This window comes from Luminiphilus sp. nBUS_07 (assembly GCF_051201685.1).
Classification (GTDB): Bacteria; Pseudomonadota; Gammaproteobacteria; order Pseudomonadales; family Halieaceae; genus Luminiphilus.
In genome coordinates this window covers 2,493,498-2,510,967 of record NZ_CP179213.1, presented here as the reverse complement: position 1 = coordinate 2,510,967, position 17,470 = coordinate 2,493,498, and the positions used below count along the sequence as shown (strand labels likewise).

Here is a 17,470-nt window from a genome sequence, read left to right as displayed (position 1 = left end):
TAGGTCGCGTTAAGTCAATAAACCGGTGAAGCCCACTTCTACGCCCGTGCCATCTTCTAGATTGTGTGCCCAGGGTTCACCTTGGTGGTGGCGAGCTACCAAACTCACAATATACAAACCCAATCCGAGAGAGCCTTCAGTTTTTTGATTCCGATCGCGCAGCGAGACCATGGGGGCAAAAAGCTTGTCGGTGTCAGCGGGAATTGGCGGTCCGAGATTTATAACGGTTAATCGCCACCAAAGCCCCCGACGGCCCAGTTTTATGGCAATCGTGGTTCCCGGCTGGGCGAATGAGGTGGCATTGGCCACCAACTTGTCTAGTGCCTGCGCAATAAGGTCGGGGGATATGTTGGTAACGAGAGCAGTTTCGTCAGCGAGCACTGCAAAGGTCCACTTTGGAAATGTGATGTTATAGGCCCCTGCCAGCTCTTCAACTAGGGCGCTCATGTCGGTTGTTTTGAGGGGCTCCTGCCCCAAAATTTGCTCCAGTTGGTTAGCCTCATTCATTGTGGCAAGCAGTTGAGTCAGGCGACCAATACCGTCCTCCGCTCTGGCGATGATTTGCTGACGCTCAGGTAACGATTGCTCACCGTCTGTCAACAAGGCAATGGCTGACCGAATAATGGCAAGGGGTGTTCTAATTTCGTGGGCGAGGCTTTGGGGTAGGGCTTTTAGGTAGGCCTGAAGCTCTTGCTGCTTGTAGATTTGGGCATTAAAGGCATTGGTCAGCTGTGTGAGTTCGTCGTCAAATTGATCGAGAGGAAGCGCCATGTCAGTAGCCGTTAAATTTTGAGTTGCCTTTGACAGTCGGCTGATCCGCTGACTCAGCACAATGGCAAAAATAAGCACGGTGAGGTAACACAAAATCAGTGCGCCAGTACCGCCCACTAACAAGGCCTCGAAGGCGGGTGCACTGACCGATAAATAGTGATTCCTCCTGCTCTCAGTCACCACAATACCAATAACACCTTCTGGGCCCTTAATCGGTGCGCTGAAGCGGGTGGTCATTCCCTCATCGGTGACAACTGTCTCATGCGCTTGAAGTCCTCGCCGCGCCGCCGAGATACTTGAGCTGACAATTTGCCCCGTGTCTGTCATTGGTTGAGTAGCGGGTATGGCTGGTGTGCCAAGTATTTGGCGGTATAGCCATGGGGTGAGCCAAAAGGTTGTGGGCTGTTGAGGTTGTTTTGCCGCAGCAACTGTCGCTAGGGGCCATCCCCAGCGATCTAAAATTTGCACACCAATTTCTCGATTTTTGTACCGGTCTGTCCACTGATCTAGCTCGGCAGTGCTATGTACAAGCCAGGGTGGCGCATCGGTATCGAGGGGAGTCACGTTGCCCCTGACGCTGATGCCACCCTCATCCGCGTCGAGGTAATAGATACCTAATCGTTGGCCGGTCAAGGCGAGTGGCATCGTTAATTCCAGTTGGTATCCAGTGCTAGTGTCTACCCAGTAGCCTGCGATTGCGCTGGATTGAGCCGACATCAATTGTCGACTCAAAGGGCGCGCGCCAACTTTGCCCGGTGCGGCGGTACTGATGACGTAACGTTGTCGCTGATTGCCCAGCCAAGTCACCAAGACTAGGCGGTCACCACTGGGTTCTGTAGCGGGGGAGGAGGTATCGTAGGTTTTGCTGCCGTCAACGACTTTTACGGCAATGAAAAGCTGTTCATCACGCTTACCGAGATCTAGATCGAGGGGCCGACGCGCTGTGCCAAATCGTCGCCAGTCAGTTTCAGGCCAGTCGTCAAAGTAGCCATCGAGAATTGGGGTTGAGGGTAGAGTGCGAATTTGCAGTGACCGATCGTTAAATGGGGCGGAGGCTCTTTGCGGCTCTGGATAAAGTAAGCTGCTGTCGTTGTAGAGTCCGTGAGCGATAGCCCGCCCTGTGGCTTGGAGTGACTGCTCCTGCAGCAGGCTCAGTGTTTGCTCATTAGATCTGAGGAATTCACACCCCGCCCAAGGAATGGCGAAAAACGTCAGCGATAGAACGGCAAGTTGATGGCGTAGCTTCACACATCTCCCCGCCAGCGGTAACCCAAGCCGTAAGCGGTCTCAAGGTGATCAAATGTGTCGTCTACTATTTCAAATTTTCGCCGTATTCGGCGGATATGCGAGGTAACCGTACTGTCATCTAAAACGACTCGGGCCGCCTCCATCAGCTGTTCTCTACTTTTGATGTGCCCGGGATTTTTCGCCATGACGTAGAGCATCCAAAATTCGGTGTAGGTAAGGGCAATTTGTGATTTGCCCCAAGTTGTCGTCAGGCGCTCACTGTTCAGCTCGAGTTCTCCCCGTTTCAGAACTTGCTCGCGATTTTCTGGGTTTCTCAGGGCCACTACGCGTCGCAAAAGTCCGTTGATTCTAGCAAGAAGGTGCGACCGCGAAATATCCTTTGTGAGGTAGTCGTCAGCGCCTAGCCGCAGTCCCGAAATGATATCAACCTCTTCATTACGAGCGGTCAAAAATACGATGGGTACGAGAGGGTCTCTCGCTCGCAGAGTGCGGCATAGCTCAAAGCCGGCCTCAGGATCGTGCCCCAACCCAATATCTAGAAGAATCAAATCGGGTCGAAGATTTTTAATCCCGGCAATGGCGTCTTCCGCAGTTGCATACAGGGCTACGCTGTATCCAGCTTGTTGCAAAAACTCTTGATAACTGGCGGCCAGTGCCTGTTCATCTTCAACCAACGCCACTCGTTGCTTCATGGTTTTCCTCAGTGTTCTCGATCGTATTTACGCTAGTAGCCGCCGCTCTCAAGGTTCAGGCTTGGTTGAGTAGAGCCCCGCGGCAAGTGGCTAACATACCTTCTTATTATCAATTAAGCCTAGGGTGGCTCAGTGGCCGTTCACTCATCATTACACAATGTGAGAAGCGCTTCTCATGTTCAGTTGGTCACTGGAAGTGAAAATGAATCTGAGTTTTTGTGCCTTTCGGTGGGGGTTGTGACGTTGCAGTCAAGACTTGTAGAGCCTAAAGCGCGTAATGTGATTTTCGACTCGGGAAAAGGTTTTATGCGAGCTTAGCGAGCTCATTGATGAGTTCACGAGCCCGTGGTGAGCCCAGGCCAGTGCAGGCGTCGTGCCCTGCACGAGCTGTATAACCTGGATAGTGGGGCGTGGGCTTATTGTGACCTTGCGTAACGCTGACAAAGCCTTTTTTTGCCGTGGCTATTTCGTAAAGTTTATCTGTAATGAATCCAAGCCTCGATTTTCCGATTGACTCGCGTTTTTGATTAGCAAGCACCACTAAAGAAGCCATGAGGGGAGCAACGGCACTGGTGCCCCCCGCGATTTTGCTTACTGAGTTTTCAAACATCAGCCAATCTCCTCCAGCCGCGATGGCTGATACGTCAGGCACGGTACGTCCCGATTCTCCTGAATTGACTGACGTAATATCGACTCCGTGGGCGTCTTGCCATGAAGGCCGGGGAAATAATCTGCTGACGCCTCCTCCGGTAGCGCTGCTTTTATAAATGGGGTCACTGTTATTCCAAACGACTTCTTTAAAGCCCTCGCCGTCAGCCAGTAACTGTGTGCCTCCACAAGAAAGAACATGGGGGCTGGACGCAGGGTATTCCACATGAGCTTTATTGTCGGGCGCTGGAATCGCATGCAGACCTTCGCGGTGCCCCGAGGAGCCCCCATCGCCAGCGGAGACACATACCGTGATATCTAACTTCCTTGCGACTTGGAGAATTTCTTCTAGCGCGCAGGTGTCGTCGCCATCTAATTCCGGTCTTCCCCATGAGATGGAAATAACTGAATTATTAGCTTCAACCGCTGCGGCTAGCGCCTGCGCAAACCCTGGGCCACCATTGTTCGCTCCGCGATAGATGTTAATGGCTGCGTTAGGACAGATGCTACCAATGACCTCGAGGTCCAAGTGGGTCTCTGTCGTCGGGGAATTGTTTTGTTCATGACCAATGCTATCACTGTCTACGTCATAAATTTTGAGTGATGGAATAGGGGCGCCCATGTCAGTGAAGTTTTGGCGCAGCTCATCAATATTAAGTTTGCCCCCTAGTGAAATAATCGCCACGCTTTGCTTGCCGCCATCGAGTTCGTTCAGGGGAAAGTCATAGTGTTCAGCAACTTCTCTCGGCAACCATTTAGGGAACGCTTGCTTTTTCATTTTGTTGGGCCTACCTTATTCGACGCGAGTTGTCCTGAAATAATATGTGATTCAGCACGCAAAAACAGAAATAATTTGGCCAATAACAGAAGGAAGACATCGGATGTCGAATAAGCATTTGGAGTTACATAGAGCTGGCGTTGTGAAAGAAGACTTGCCCGACTCGGCAAAAGCTGCGCTCGAAGCCCTTGACGACGACGAGCACAAGGAGTTGGCAAGAATACTCAAAAAGGTGAAAGATCAGGTTCCTGATGAGGACTCTGCGCAGGCTTCTGCCTCTTTCATCTAAACCTCAAAGGCGAGCCACCTTGCCTTTACGTCCACCATGAGAGCGTGAAATCTCTCATGGCCTCTAAGGGACTCAAGCAGAGGGTCATGCTCATTAAGGAGTGGATAGTTCATCCACCCATGACGAACTGCGTTGTTTAGCCAGTCAATAGCCTCTTCGCTGTTACCGGTAACCGCAAAGCATTGCGCAAGAGTCCAGGAATACTGCCAGTCAGATTGCGCTTCTGATTTGAGTTGGTCTGAGGCCAGCCGCAGTGCAGTTTTTGAGTCTCCTTCGAGACTAGCGGCATAGAGCTCGCCAAGTCGCGAAAAAAAAGTGCCAGGCAGCAGGGTCTTGAGAGAGCGAAGCACAGGTATAGCAGCGGAACTATTTCCCGTCATGGCGAGGGACTGGCCATATACGAGCGTTGTTATTGGGTTGCCAGGGTTCATTTCATGGCTGTAGAGAAGTTCATTGGTTGCTTGAGTCAGATTGCCGTCGAGCATGCTAATAAAGCCAGGTAGTACGAGGTTAACGGTAGTCAAGGGGTCAATGTTCAGTAAATGATTGGAAAGCGACTTGGCAGCGGTAATCTGTCCGGCAGCGGCAAATATTAGCGATAACCACAGCAGTGTCTCTGGGTCGTTCGGGTGAGCCTCTAAGGCGACTCTTAAATGCCTTACGGCTTCGAATATGCTGTCCGGGGTTTTAGCTTTGAGTAATCCAGAGAGTCTATTTCCATCGACGGAGTTGGGATCAAGGTCAAAAAGCCTCGCGACACACTGCTCCGCGGCATCGAGATTTTTCGAGTCAGAGTCTATGCCGGCATTGTGAAACTGCCAATAAATCTGTCCCATCGCCGCAATAATGTAGGCGTTTTCGCCAACAATAGCCTCGCCTTGCCTGAGGTAGTCCAGCGCTTCTTGTAATGCGTCTTCGGTAAAGGTCTTGGACAACTGTCTGGCACGTAAATAATATTCGTAGGCTTGAATGTCAGGTATATGACGCTCAGCTAGGTGCGCGCTTTCCGCGGTACTGAGTTGAACTTGAAGCGCTTTTAAAACGCTGATTGCAATTGTTTCCTGCACGTCAAAAATTTGATCGATTGTGCAGTCCCATCGCTCCGCCCAAAGTATTTCATCGCCCTCAGTGCAGGGTAACTTGGCGGTAATTCTCAGACGTTGTAATGATTTTTGTATGCTGCCTTCCAGAATATATTTCACGTCCAGCTGTGAGCCTATTGTTCGGATGTCGGTGGTCTGCTGATCCACCTTGTTTGCAGAGCTGCTGGAAATTATTCTAACCCCTTCAATATCGGACATTGCGGTTATGATCTCATCCGCAATACCCTCGCATATGAAATCTATGTCCTCATCAGACGACCTATTCTTGAACGGCAGTACTGCAATTCCGGGACGGCTCGATGGGGTTGGGAGAGCAGTACTGATCCGCACTGTAGGCTGACTTTTTCCTGCAGGTTCGTTTGACGAACTGTTTGTTAAGTTAAGTTCCTTCGCGGCTGAGAGTGATGCGATCTTTTTTTCATAATCATTTTCTGGCAGCTCATATTTCATGATTGCCTGTCGATTATTCAAGCTAAGTTTCAGGCCCGCAGGTAAGGTGGTAGGTTCCAAATAAATGGGGGTCACCGCTGTGGCACAGCTATGAGCAAAGTTAATTTCTCGTCTACAGTGCTCTGACTGAACAGAGTTTTGAGTCACTAAGAAAAAAAATACGGTGCTTTCAGCGATAGCGGTGGCCACTGAGTCAGCCCACTCGTCACCTCCTCCAATACCTTCGTCGTACCAAACCCGGATGCCCGCTTGTTGAAATCGCTGAATTTCCTTATAAGCCGTCGATGCATCTCGGTGCGAGTAGCAAACGAAGGCAAACGGACCACCGTCTGTTACCGTGGAATCAGGCTTTCTCATCGTATGTACATCGTCGTTGGGTCCATTGGTTCCATCAACTGAAGTCTTCCAGTAGGTATTCGAGGGTGTTCGCAGCGTGCTCAGTCGTTAGCATCGAATTTAAGCCTAGCAGATTTGTTTGTTTGTGAGTGAGTGGCAGTGTATCGATGAAGGCCCAAAGCTCCTGACTGTGATAGCGATCTATGTCTGCGTGTTTGTAAAAGCTTCGCATCGCCTCTTTCGGTATCGCGGTATTGGTCACCAGGCGGTCAAGCTGATCGGCCATCGGTGGAGAGCCCTCCACAACCGCCAGATAAGCAATGACGGCCAATGGGTGGGCATATTTAATGTAGTAGTACTGGCTGCCTATTTGTGTTGCGACCACAGAGGGTGGAATTTGTTCAATCACACTTTTCCTGTCGATACCAAAAACTGCAAGATCTTCGAGCACCCACATATCGTGATCTTTTTCTTCTGCGATGTGCTTTTCTAGGTAGGGAATCAGCGCGCGTGCTACGGGACAGGTTGGCTCGAGTCGCTGCGCCTCGGAGAGCGCTGCTTCAAGCAGAGGCACACTGGCGTGCACCGTGTGATAGAGAATTTCAAGGTGTTTTGGGAACATGTCGCCAATGCGGGGATGATTCCAAAATTGGTACAATTGCTCGTGCAGTCTCGGCATTACCATTGCTATTTTGCTGCGCAAAACTTGACTGTGTGACAGCTGAGTGCTGCCGCTTTCCCTGTTTTCTTCCATGATGGCTGTCCCTGTTCATCATTGCTCTGTAAACATTACGATACCGTACGAATCCTCGGTGCATACAGATGATATAGCTTGTGTCCGTTAGATTTGGCCTCGACAGCACTTGCATGCTCGACTGTTTTGAAGCCACAAGGCCTACAGGCGCTATGACCAAGTGGCAGCTGGGTTTGATCAGGGCGCTGTGATCTTAGATCATTGGTGCGGCGGGTTATCGGAATTAAGCCCTAGAGTGTTACGGCATTTGGATGTGGTGTGACTACAAGGGTGATTCTGCTGTTATGGAAGCGCCATCAATCTCCTTGCTGAAGGGTAGGTTTAGCGCGAGCATGTCGGCTTGTGGGTCATCGTTAATCAGGGGTTGCGATATCCGATAGCGACTTATAGGCCCTTCGATCGTGATGTATTTCGATTTCCTCGCGGGCACTTGGTGCGCAGTGCATACGGTTGCGATACTATGGTAACTGCTCAGGGCTTCGCTACTGCGATGTTCGCTAATCGTTTCGAATATTGGCAACCGGCCCAGAACCTCCCATTGGTGGATGTTCGGTCGTGTGAGTATCAAATTACTCGTCGGTGACCCGTCGCTCTGGGACTAATTATTACTTCAGCGTATAGCCTCCATAAGGCTTTGGGGCTGTTAAAAGGAATGTCAGTATGCCAGTCATTAATCTTCCAGATGGGTCTCAGCGCAGCTTCGAGCACGCGGTCTCTGTGGCCGATGTGGCTTTTGATATTGGGCCTGGTCTCGCCAAGGCCGCTTTGGCCGGCGTGGTTGATGGGCGCGAGGTAGATACCTCCTTCGTTATCGAATCAGACAGTGCCTTGAGTATTATTACCGAGCGTGACGAAGCGGGGGTTGAGATCATTCGACACTCCACCGCGCACTTATTAGCTCAGGCGGTACAGCAGTTATTTCCCGGCACACAGGTCACGATTGGCCCCACCGTCGAAAATGGCTTCTATTACGACTTTGCCACAGGCCACAATTTCACCCCTGAAGACCTCGAGCGTATTGAAAAGCGCATGGAGGAGCTCGCGAGTGCAGACCTTTCCGTGGAACGTGTTGTGTACTCGAGAGATCAAGCGATTGATCTTTTTCGTAACATGGGAGAGCACTTCAAAGTTCAGATTATTGAGGAGCTTCCAGAGGGAGAAGAGATTTCTGTTTATAAACAGGGTGAGTGGATGGATCTTTGTCGCGGTCCCCATGTGCCCACAACCAGCAAATTAAAAGCGTTTCGATTGACTAAGGTCGCGGGCGCCTACTGGCGCGGTGATGCTAACAATCAGATGCTGCAGCGCATTTACGGAACCGCCTGGGGCAACAAAAAAGAACTGAAGGCGTACCTCAACAGAATTGCTGAAGCAGAAAAACGCGACCATCGCAAAATCGCCAAAAAGCTCGACCTTTTTCATACTCAGGAAGAAGCCCCCGGTATGGTGTTTTGGCATGCTCCTGGCTGGACGATTTATCAGGTGATTGAAAGTTATATGCGCAAGCAGCAACTGCGCTTCGATTACGAGGAGATAAAAACACCGCAGGTGGTCGATATTTCACTTTGGCAGCGATCTGGTCATGCCGATAAGTTTGCATCAGGAATGTTCACCCTTGACGCCGACGACCGACAGTTTGCTGTAAAACCCATGAACTGCCCGTGTCACGTTCAGGTGTTCAATCAGGGCTTAAAGTCTTACCGAGATTTGCCTCTGAGGCTTGCAGAGTTTGGCAGCTGTCACCGCAATGAACCTTCGGGCTCTTTACACGGCATTATGCGGGTAAGAGGATTCACCCAAGACGATGCGCATATTTTTTGCACGGAGGCGCAAATTCAGTCTGAGGTTGCCATTTTTATCGACATGCTGCACGAGGTGTATGCCGATTTTGGTTTTACCGAGGTTATCTATCGGTTATCGACCCGTCCCGCCGAGCGGGTGGGTTCCGAGACAGACTGGGACAGAGCTGAAGCAGCCCTTGCAGAGGCTTTAGATGCCAAGAATCTCAATTGGGAGACGCTTCCTGGCGAGGGTGCATTCTATGGCCCAAAAATTGAATTCTCTCTTAAGGACTGTATCGGCCGAGTTTGGCAGCTGGGTACGATTCAGGTTGATTTCTCAATGCCTGGCCGCCTCGATGCACAGTATGTCGCGGAGGATGGCAGTAGACAGGTTCCCGTCATGTTGCATCGTGCTGTGTTGGGATCCTTTGAGCGGTTTATCGGCATTCTCATAGAGCACTACGAAGGAGAGTTTCCGCTGTGGCTTGCGCCTCAGCAGGCAATCGTGGCACCGATTACAGATAAACAGGGGGCGTATGCTCAGCAGGTGGCAGCCGATCTCAAGGAGGCCGGTTTCAGAGCGGGTACTGACCTTCGCAATGAAAAAATAGGCTTTAAAATTCGTGAGCACGAGTTGGCAAAAGTGCCGCTAGTTTTGGTGGTCGGCGATAAAGAAATGAGTGCGGGTACCGTGGCGGTAAGAGGGCGTCATGGTGCAGATCTTGGCAGCTTGAATTTGGCAGAGCTCATGCAGTTAATGAGCGATATGTCAGCTAAGAAGGGACGCCTAGACGCTTAGTGCGAGGCAGATCGAGGTAGCCAAGACTCAAATTGCCGGTAAAGATTCTCCATAATCCATTGAAGTGGTGCGTGGGGTGAACGGTTTCGCATTTTTGAGTCAATCGTTTTGGAAGTGGTTTGAGATGTTTGTGCGAGAGCCGCTGTTGCAAGGCACCCTAGGATTGGTGGCGGTTTGAAGAGGTTGCCAATAACGATTGATCTGTAAAAAGCCGTTTGGGTCGCTCTTTTATGGGATCAGACCTAACGCTAGGCAGGTTCGGCTGGGCGGCCCTGAATTATCATTTCGTGACACCGTTTACACAATTTGGTGCGGGCTTTAACAACATTGTGGCCTTTGACTTGACAAATGGTGGTCCATGGTCAACATGAGCGAAATCTAACGCATTCGGACTAATCAGATGATTCAAGGTGTCGTCGAAACCGCCGCCATTTGGGGAATGCCAAAGTGGTCTCCAGACGGTAATTGTCAGGAAGCCATTCAACAGGCATCCACTTCGAACCCGTACACGATGAACCCCGAAATTCCGCTTGCGGATGTCTGTCGGTTGCTTTTGCCCATGGCTGAGGAAGGCCCGGAATTAATTGCAGGGTGGGTCGATGATCAGTCAGAAAACCACGCCGGAGTTCTCGGCTCCCTGTTTCAAGAGGCACCCAACGTGGGTGCGATGCTGTCTGTGTTGCTGCGGTACAATCCCCTGCATGCAGCCCCCATTGTTTGGCAGGTGAGGCCTCAAGGCGATTATATTTTTCTGTCATCGTGGGTGGAAATAGACAGCACGAAGGATGAGCATGCCGCGGAGATCGTTGCCGGCACGGCATTGATGCAAGTCGTCTCGGGTTTGGGCGCAATTTCAGAGGGCGCCTTTAAGCCCACTTCGCTACACTTGACGCCATCGAGAGTGGGTTTGCGTTGGCCCAGCCATTTTCAATCCGTTCCCATCAATGTGGATAGCCCAGATACGGGTGTGCTTATTCACCGCGATGTATTAGCTAGGCCTAACCCGGGCTATCGCAAAGGACTGACGGGGTTTACCCAACAGGCCAACAGCGCATTGGATGCCTATAAACAGGGCGACCTTAGTGCTGTGCTCAAGAGTGAAATTAAAGGTTGGATTCGGGCAACCTTGCCGACGGGTCGTTATCAGCTCACCCGTCTAGCCGAGCGCATGCATTGCGACAAACGCACGTTACAACGGCGTTTAGCACGTGATTTGGGCGTTACATTTCAGTGTTTGCTCGACGAATCTCGAGATGAAGTTGTGTTGCCTATGCTGCGTAGCGGGGTTTTTTCGGTCAGTTTGATTTCAAATCACGCTGGATTTTCAAACACTGGAAATTTCTCGCGGTACTTCTCCCAGCGCTTCGGTTGCTCTCCTCTGAGCTGGTGCGCCGAGCAGGATCTCGTGAGCTCTATCAAGTAGCCAGTTTTTTTAGAGTGAAAGGGGGCACCCCCCCCCAGCATTCAGTGCTGCAGGGTGGCAGCATTTTTATCATAGTGTTTTTTGACATCGCTCAAAGACGTGGTTCTGATGATATTGCCTTGGGAATCTAGCTGATCTGCAAGCAATCCATCTGCGGCATACAGGCTAAAGTACACCAAAGCGCCCTGCGGCCCGCCCCATTCTCGATGAACCTCATCGCCCTCACCGAAGGCGCGATGCCCCTTTGGCCTCACCCATGAGTTAGTGACTTTGCCATTGACGTAGTCGGCTACATTGAGCTCGCCTTGCAAAACGATCGATGTTGTCTCTGCGCGATGGCGGTGAAAGTGGCAATGCGCATTGGGCTCCCAGCGGTATAGCATTTCTAGGCGCCCACTGTTGCTAATGGAAAGTATCGAGCTCCAGTAATCGATGGGGGGCGCGCCCGCAACAATTTCTTGGTGGTGCTGCCACTGGAACTGATCGATGTCGAGCAAGTTCATGTTGATGGACCTCTAGTTCATTGAGCCCGACGTTATCGAGATCTCAGTAAATTGTCAGTAGCCTTCCATTGAGAATTAATGACTTGCCGCGAAAAGATAGGTTTTGGCCAAAAATAGCCGTGGCTTAGTCGGAGATTTTTATGGTGGTCCGCGGGGAGACGCGCACTGACTTTACCCCTGCCGGGGTCACAGCTCAGAGGCGAAGCGGGCAAGTCCGAGTTCGCTGTTTTGCCCTCTGGTGAAACCATAAAGGTTGGCCCGACGAATGCAGCCGCGGTAGAAGGATTTGGGTCGGTTATTTATACCAACGAGGCATCTTGAGCTTGGCCTCGCTTGCCTGTACTATCCGCGCTCTTTACTAACTGGAGATCGAGGGTATTAAGAGCGACAGCAAAAGCAAAAAAGCCATTACGAATGAGCAAATTACAGCCTCTCAGGTGCGTTTAGTCAGTGCTGAGGGAGAGCAAGTGGGCATTGTGCCAATCGCCGAGGCTCAAGCAGCTGCAGAAGCAGCAGGCATGGACCTCGTGCTGATGGCAGAGTCTGATCCGCCAGTCTGTAAAGTTATGGACTACGGAAAGCATATTTTTGAGGCCAAAAAGCAAAAAGCTGCGCAGCGAAAGAAGACCAAACGAATCCAAGTTAAAGAAATGAAATTTCGTCCAGGGACGGACGAAGGGGACTACCAGGTAAAACTACGCAACCTGGTGCGTTTCCTTGAGAACGGCGATAAGGCCAAAGTCACCCTGCGGTATCGCGGGCGTGAAATGGCTCATCAGGAAATCGGCATGGAGCTACTCAAACGAGTAGAAGCCGACCTGAGCGAACTCGGCAACGTTGAGCAATTTCCGAAAATGGAAGGCCGACAGTTGACGATGGTTATCGCACCTAAGAAGCGGGGTTAATGGCCAGTGAATGCCTCTGGCCCCGATCAATGAAAAACTCGCCTGCGTAAGCGGGCCAAATGCGGAGTTGTATCCATGTCCAAAGCAAAAATTCACAGTGGTGCCGCCAAGCGGTTTAAAAAAACCGCCGGCGGTTATAAGCGCAAAAGCGCTCATAAAAGCCATATTCTTACCAAGATGACGACCAAGCGTAAGCGTCAGCTGCGCGGCACATCTATGGTTGATCAGGCAGATAAAGTGCTGATCGATCGTATGCTTCGTGCTAAATAACCGTCCTCATCACTTGGAGTAAAAGACTATGGCTCGTGTAAAACGTGGTGTGACGGCTAGACGTCGTCACAAGAAAATCTTAAGCAAAGCGAAAGGGTATTACGGAGCGCGCTCACGTGTGTTTCGGGTAGCCAAGCAGGCAGTCACCAAAGCAGGTCAGTACGCTTATCGTGACCGACGGCAGCGAAAGCGTCAGTTCCGTGCACTCTGGATTACTCGCATCAATGCGCAGTCCCGTGCTAACGGCCTGACCTACAGCCGGCTTATTAATGGCCTGAAGAAAGCAGATATAGCGCTGGATCGACGTGTGCTGGCCGATTTGGCCGTGCATGACAAGGCTGCATTTGCAGCGGTTGTGGAGCAAGCGCGCTCAGCTCTGGCAGCTTAATCAGCGGCCTGCGTCTTGCAGGCCCGACTGCAGTATCCTATGAGGGAAGGCGCACTTGCTCCTTCCTTTTTTTATGGTCAGAAGTGGCCAGTGTTTGCATACGGTTGAGATGGAAAGCATGGAATCCCTAGAGGCAATAAAATCAGCAGCCATAGCCGCGGTAGCACAGGCATCAACACCGCAGGAGCTAGAGCAGCTTCGCGTTGAGTATCTGGGTAAAAAGGGTGCTTTGACTGGGCTGTTGAAAACTTTAGGAGGGCTGTCCGCTGAGGAACGCCCCAAAGCCGGTGCTCTCATCAATGCGGTGAAGCAGGAGCTTTCCGGTGTGCTCAATGAGCGGCGAACCGGGCTTGAGCAGGCGGCTTTGCAGCAGAAGATTGAAGCTGAAAAAATCGATGTGACGTTACCTGGGCGCGGTGTTGACCTTGGAGGACTACATCCCATTACTCGAACCATCCAGCGGGTAGAGGATTTTTTCACCGGAATGGGGTTTAGCGTCGCTGAAGGCCCTGAAATTGAGGACGATTATCACAATTTTGAAGCCCTCAATATTCCAGCTCATCACCCCGCGCGGGCTATGCACGATACATTCTACATTGACGAAACGCATGTGCTGCGCACCCACACTTCGGGTGTGCAGATTCGAACTATGGAATCCCGCGAGCCGCCGTTGAGGATCATTTGTCCTGGGCGAGTTTATCGCTGCGATTCTGATTTAACGCATTCGCCCATGTTCCATCAAATAGAGGGCTTGCTTGTTGACGAGCGATCCAGCTTTGCCGACCTTAAGGGCTTGCTGGAAGCTTTCATGCAGGCGTTTTTCGAGCGCGATGATCTCGCGGTGAGATTTAGACCCTCCTACTTTCCCTTTACTGAACCTTCGGCTGAAGTTGATATTCAGTGTGTGAAGTGCGGCGGTGAGGGTTGTCGGGTGTGCAGCCATACGGGCTGGCTCGAAGTATTGGGCTGCGGCATGGTGAATCCGCGGGTGTTTGAAATGTCGGGCATCGATACCGAGCGATTTACGGGTTTTGCTTTTGGTTTGGGCGTGGAGCGTTTGGCTATGCTGCGCTATGGCATTGGTGACCTGCGGCTAAATTTTGACAACGATCTGCGCTTTTTAAGCCAGTTTCAGTAGAGGACGCGAACCATGATTTTTTCAGAACAGTGGTTGCGCGAATGGGTTAACCCCAGTTTGTCGGCTGAAATGTTGGCCGAGCAGCTGACAATGGCTGGCTTGGAGGTCGATGCCATTACGCCGGTTGCAGGGTCTTTTGAGGGGGTGGTTGTTGCGGAGATTGTAACGGCAGATCAGCACCCCGACGCCGACAAGCTGCGTGTTTGCACCGTAAACGCTGGTGATGAGACGGTACAAATTGTTTGTGGTGCGCCCAACGCTCGTGTGGGTTTAAAAGCACCTCTGGCACGTCTGGGCGCAGTGCTCCCGGGCAATTTCAAAATTAAGAAAGCTAAATTACGGGGGCTTGAGAGTCAGGGCATGTTGTGCGCTGCCGCAGAGCTGTCTCTGTCAGATGAAAAGGACGGACTGCTTGAGCTTGCTCCCGATGCGCCGGTGGGACAGGACTTACGTGACTATCTCGCTCTGAATGACGTGACCCTTGAACTTGGCTTAACACCTAACCGCGCGGATTGTCTTGGTATTGCCGGTATTGCGCGGGATGTCGCAGTTCTCAATCAGTTAATGGCCTGCGAGCCTCCCGTAGAGCCCGTTCAACCGGCTATTGACACCACTTTCCCTGTCGAGGTGGTGGCAAGTGCACAATGCCCAAGGTATCTCGGCAGAGTTATTGAGGGTGTTGATCTTGCCGCGACCACGCCTTTGTACATGGCTGAACGCTTGCGTCGGTCGGGGCTTCGTACGATAGACCCGGTCGTAGATGTGACTAACTACGTCATGTTGGAGATGGGCCAGCCGCTGCACGCTTTTGATTTGGATACGTTGTCACACGGCGTTGTCGTTCGTGAGTCAACGCCTAATGAATCCATGACGTTACTGGACGGTTCGGAGATACAGCTGACTGATGGGACTTTGGTCATAGCGGATCACCAGCGACCCTTGGCGCTTGCGGGCATTATGGGTGGTGCTAACAGTGGTGTTACCGCTGAGACGCGATCTATTTTTCTAGAAAGCGCTTTCTTTACGCCAGCCCTAATCGCCGGTCGAGCGCGAGGCTACGGATTGCATACCGATGCCTCTCATCGTTACGAGCGAGGGGTAGATTGGCAGTTGCAACGGCGTGCTATTGAGCGGGCAACTGAGCTGCTGCTGACCGTAACCGGCGGCAGCGCTGGCCCTGTTACTGAGGTGGTCAGCCCTGAAGATTTACCCGAGCAGTCGACACTCGTGCTCCGTGCGGAGCGTATTGAGCGTGTTTTAGGCTTAGCACTGCCAGAGGATGAAGTGACGCGTATTTTGCAGGGGTTAGGGTTCGATGTGACCTATGATGAGTCAAATTCCTGGACATGTGTTGCCCCCAGCTGGCGCTTCGACATGAGCCAAGAGGTCGATTTGATTGAAGAGTTGGCTCGAGTCCATGGGTACAACCGTTTGCCGACTGCCCATATTGAGGCGAAGCTTCAGATCACACCCGTTAGTGAGGCGCAGCGATCGCTGCGCACCCTGCGACAAGGCTTAGTATCGCGAGGGTTCCAGGAAGCGATTACCTTTAGCTTTGTGGCGCCAGAGCAGCAAGCGGTGTTCTGGCCTGAGGGTCAGGCGGTCAAAGTAAAGAATCCTATTTCTAGTGAGCTGTCAGAAATGCGCCTAGGCCTTCTGCCTGGGTTGGCGGCTGCGGTGGCACATAACGTTAAGCGTCAGAACTCTCGAGTGCGACTTTTCGAGACAGGTAGCCGTTTTACCACCGGGCAACCCTACGCCGAGCAATCGATGCTCGCGCTAGCAATGTCTGGTACCAGAGCCACAGAAAACTGGGCAGATGACAGTAGTCGAGTTGATTTCTTCGACATGAAAGGGGAGCTAGAACAACTACTGGGGCGTACCGATGCTGACGTCACATTTATCTCGGCGTGCCATTCGGGGCTGCATGATGGTCAAACGGCCAATGTCGCCCTCGATGGCAAAGTGATTGGGTTCTTAGGGACGGTGCACCCTCAGGCGGCGCAGCAGTTGGACATACCCGCGAATACCGTATTTGCTGAACTGGATCTGAGCGCAGTGCGTCAAGGCAGCGTACCAGCTTACGAGGATATTTCGCGTTTCCCCGAGACCCGGCGGGATATTGCGGTTGTGGTTGGGCGCGACCTCGAGGTCGGCGCGTTGTTGGATGCTGTTTGCGATGTGTCAGGGCCGGCTTTGGCTGACTTGAAGCTTTTCGATGTCTACACCGGTAGCGGCGTTGGTGAACACCAAAAAAGTATCGCTCTCGGTTTGACTTTTCGAGACGGCTCGCGCACTCTTGATGATGAGGAAGTGTCTGCGATTATTAACCAAGTCGTTGATTTTCTGAAAGAAAAATTCAATGCGGAGTTGAGGGCATAGCGAAATATCATGTCTGCACTGACAAAATCTGAGATGGCCGACAAGCTCTTTGAGGAGCTGGGCCTGAATAAACGTGAGGCCAAGGAACTGGTAGAGCAGTTCTTTGAAGAGATACGTATTTGTCTTGAGAACAATGAGCAAGTCAAACTGTCGGGCTTTGGAAATTTTGATCTAAGGGACAAGCGTCAGCGACCCGGAAGAAATCCGAAAACTGGCGAGGCAATCCCCATTTCGGCCAGAAGAGTGGTGACTTTTCGGCCGGGTCAAAAACTCAAGGCAAAGGTTGAACAGGTGACTGAATTGGGAGGATTTGATAATGCTTGAACCCACGCACAACAGTGAACTTCCTCCCATCCCCACTAAGCGTTACTTTACGATTGGCGAGGTCAGCGATCTTTGCGCCGTGAAGCCCCACGTTTTGCGTTACTGGGAGCAAGAGTTTCCGCAGTTAAAACCCGTTAAGCGCCGTGGAAACCGTCGCTACTATCAGCGCGTCGATGTTGAGATGATTCGCACGATCCGCAGTTTGCTGTACGAGCAGGGCTACACCATCGGCGGTGCACGGCAACGTATGACCCAAGAAGACGAGGTACCGACACCCGTCGAGATTCAACAGGTGGCTCGAGACTGCATTAGCGACTTACTAAAAGCTCAGGCTCTGCTAAATCCTCCGCTCTGACACTTACCACCACGTCTTTACCCATGTATACTCTCGCCGCTTCGGGGCGTAGCGCAGTCTGGTAGCGCACCACACTGGGGGTGTGGTGGTCGCAGGTTCAAATCCTGCCGTCCCGACCATTTTTTTGCGAAGA

The 17,470-nt window shown here is 51.7% G+C and carries 16 protein-coding genes and 1 tRNA gene; 11 read left to right on the top strand and 6 right to left on the bottom strand.

Translation table 11 applies throughout. The features are described 5' to 3' along the window. Positions 1-9 precede the first annotated feature (9 nt). The 3 genes from ACMAZB_RS11150 to ACMAZB_RS11140 form a co-directional block, all read right to left on the bottom strand. Positions 10-2,019, bottom strand: coding sequence for an ATP-binding protein (locus tag ACMAZB_RS11150; RefSeq protein WP_435217208.1), 2,010 nt, complete (start codon positions 2,017-2,019; stop codon positions 10-12). Further along, complete coding sequence (locus tag ACMAZB_RS11145; RefSeq protein ID WP_435217206.1) at positions 2,016-2,711, bottom strand: response regulator; 696 nt, start codon at positions 2,709-2,711, stop codon at positions 2,016-2,018. Before ACMAZB_RS11145 ends, ACMAZB_RS11150 begins: the two co-directional genes overlap by 4 nt. Positions 2,712-3,015: 304 nt before the next feature. Then, complete coding sequence (locus tag ACMAZB_RS11140) at positions 3,016-4,137, bottom strand: S53 family peptidase (protein WP_435217205.1); 1,122 nt, start codon at positions 4,135-4,137, stop codon at positions 3,016-3,018. A 103-nt stretch (positions 4,138-4,240) separates the two neighbouring features. On the opposite strand from ACMAZB_RS11140, the gene ACMAZB_RS11135 reads away from it, so the two are divergent. Further along, positions 4,241-4,426, top strand: a complete 186-nt coding sequence (locus tag ACMAZB_RS11135) for a hypothetical protein (RefSeq protein ID WP_435217204.1) — start codon at positions 4,241-4,243, stop codon at positions 4,424-4,426. Here the strand turns inward: ACMAZB_RS11135 and ACMAZB_RS11130 are convergent. Both ACMAZB_RS11130 and ACMAZB_RS11125 read right to left on the bottom strand, forming a co-directional pair. Next, positions 4,423-6,336 carry a TIR domain-containing protein gene (locus ACMAZB_RS11130; RefSeq protein ID WP_435217202.1) on the bottom strand — a complete coding sequence of 638 codons (1,914 nt, stop codon included), beginning with the start codon at positions 6,334-6,336 and terminating at the stop codon, positions 4,423-4,425. The genes ACMAZB_RS11135 and ACMAZB_RS11130 overlap by 4 nt on opposite strands. A gap of 34 nt (positions 6,337-6,370) precedes the next feature. Further along, a complete protein-coding gene (locus ACMAZB_RS11125) occupies positions 6,371-7,069 on the bottom strand; it encodes an iron-containing redox enzyme family protein (RefSeq protein ID WP_435217201.1) in 699 nt (232 codons plus the stop codon). A 660-nt stretch (positions 7,070-7,729) separates the two neighbouring features. Here ACMAZB_RS11125 and thrS point away from each other — a divergent pair. Beyond that, on the top strand, positions 7,730-9,649 hold the full coding sequence (gene thrS / locus ACMAZB_RS11120; RefSeq protein WP_435217199.1) for a threonine--tRNA ligase: 1,920 nt from the start codon (positions 7,730-7,732) through the stop codon (positions 9,647-9,649). Positions 9,650-10,049: 400 nt separating this feature from the next. Next, complete coding sequence (locus ACMAZB_RS11115) at positions 10,050-11,072, top strand: helix-turn-helix transcriptional regulator (protein WP_435217198.1); 1,023 nt, start codon at positions 10,050-10,052, stop codon at positions 11,070-11,072. Positions 11,073-11,113: 41 nt separating this feature from the next. On the opposite strand, the gene ACMAZB_RS11110 is transcribed toward ACMAZB_RS11115, so the two are convergent. Then, a complete protein-coding gene (locus ACMAZB_RS11110) occupies positions 11,114-11,575 on the bottom strand; it encodes a hypothetical protein (protein WP_435217196.1) in 462 nt (153 codons plus the stop codon). Between the two features lie 362 nt (positions 11,576-11,937). Here ACMAZB_RS11110 and infC point away from each other — a divergent pair, with 362 nt between their 5' ends. The 8 genes from infC to ACMAZB_RS11070 all read left to right on the top strand — a co-directional run bounded on the left by infC (position 11,938) and on the right by ACMAZB_RS11070 (position 17,456). Continuing rightward, on the top strand, positions 11,938-12,480 hold the full coding sequence (gene infC / locus ACMAZB_RS11105) for a translation initiation factor IF-3 (RefSeq protein ID WP_435216000.1): 543 nt from the start codon (positions 11,938-11,940) through the stop codon (positions 12,478-12,480). Between the two features lie 75 nt (positions 12,481-12,555). After that, on the top strand, positions 12,556-12,750 hold the full coding sequence (rpmI, locus tag ACMAZB_RS11100; protein WP_007235871.1) for a 50S ribosomal protein L35: 195 nt from the start codon (positions 12,556-12,558) through the stop codon (positions 12,748-12,750). Positions 12,751-12,778: 28 nt separating this feature from the next. Then, positions 12,779-13,138 (top strand): 50S ribosomal protein L20, encoded by a 360-nt coding sequence (gene rplT / locus ACMAZB_RS11095; RefSeq protein WP_435217195.1) that lies wholly within the window; start codon positions 12,779-12,781, stop codon positions 13,136-13,138. A 118-nt stretch (positions 13,139-13,256) separates the two neighbouring features. After that, positions 13,257-14,276 (top strand): phenylalanine--tRNA ligase subunit alpha, encoded by a 1,020-nt coding sequence (gene pheS / locus ACMAZB_RS11090; protein ID WP_435215998.1) that lies wholly within the window; start codon positions 13,257-13,259, stop codon positions 14,274-14,276. A 12-nt stretch (positions 14,277-14,288) separates the two neighbouring features. Further along, complete coding sequence (gene pheT / locus ACMAZB_RS11085) at positions 14,289-16,658, top strand: phenylalanine--tRNA ligase subunit beta (protein WP_435217193.1); 2,370 nt, start codon at positions 14,289-14,291, stop codon at positions 16,656-16,658. Positions 16,659-16,667: 9 nt separating this feature from the next. Further along, positions 16,668-16,982, top strand: a complete 315-nt coding sequence (ihfA, locus tag ACMAZB_RS11080; RefSeq protein ID WP_007235867.1) for an integration host factor subunit alpha — start codon at positions 16,668-16,670, stop codon at positions 16,980-16,982. Further along, positions 16,975-17,337 (top strand): MerR family transcriptional regulator, encoded by a 363-nt coding sequence (locus ACMAZB_RS11075; RefSeq protein WP_435211852.1) that lies wholly within the window; start codon positions 16,975-16,977, stop codon positions 17,335-17,337. The genes ihfA and ACMAZB_RS11075 overlap by 8 nt, the downstream gene beginning before the upstream one ends. Before the next feature lie 42 nt (positions 17,338-17,379). Then, positions 17,380-17,456: transfer RNA gene (locus ACMAZB_RS11070), tRNA-Pro, on the top strand. The last annotated feature ends 14 nt before the right edge of the window (positions 17,457-17,470 follow it).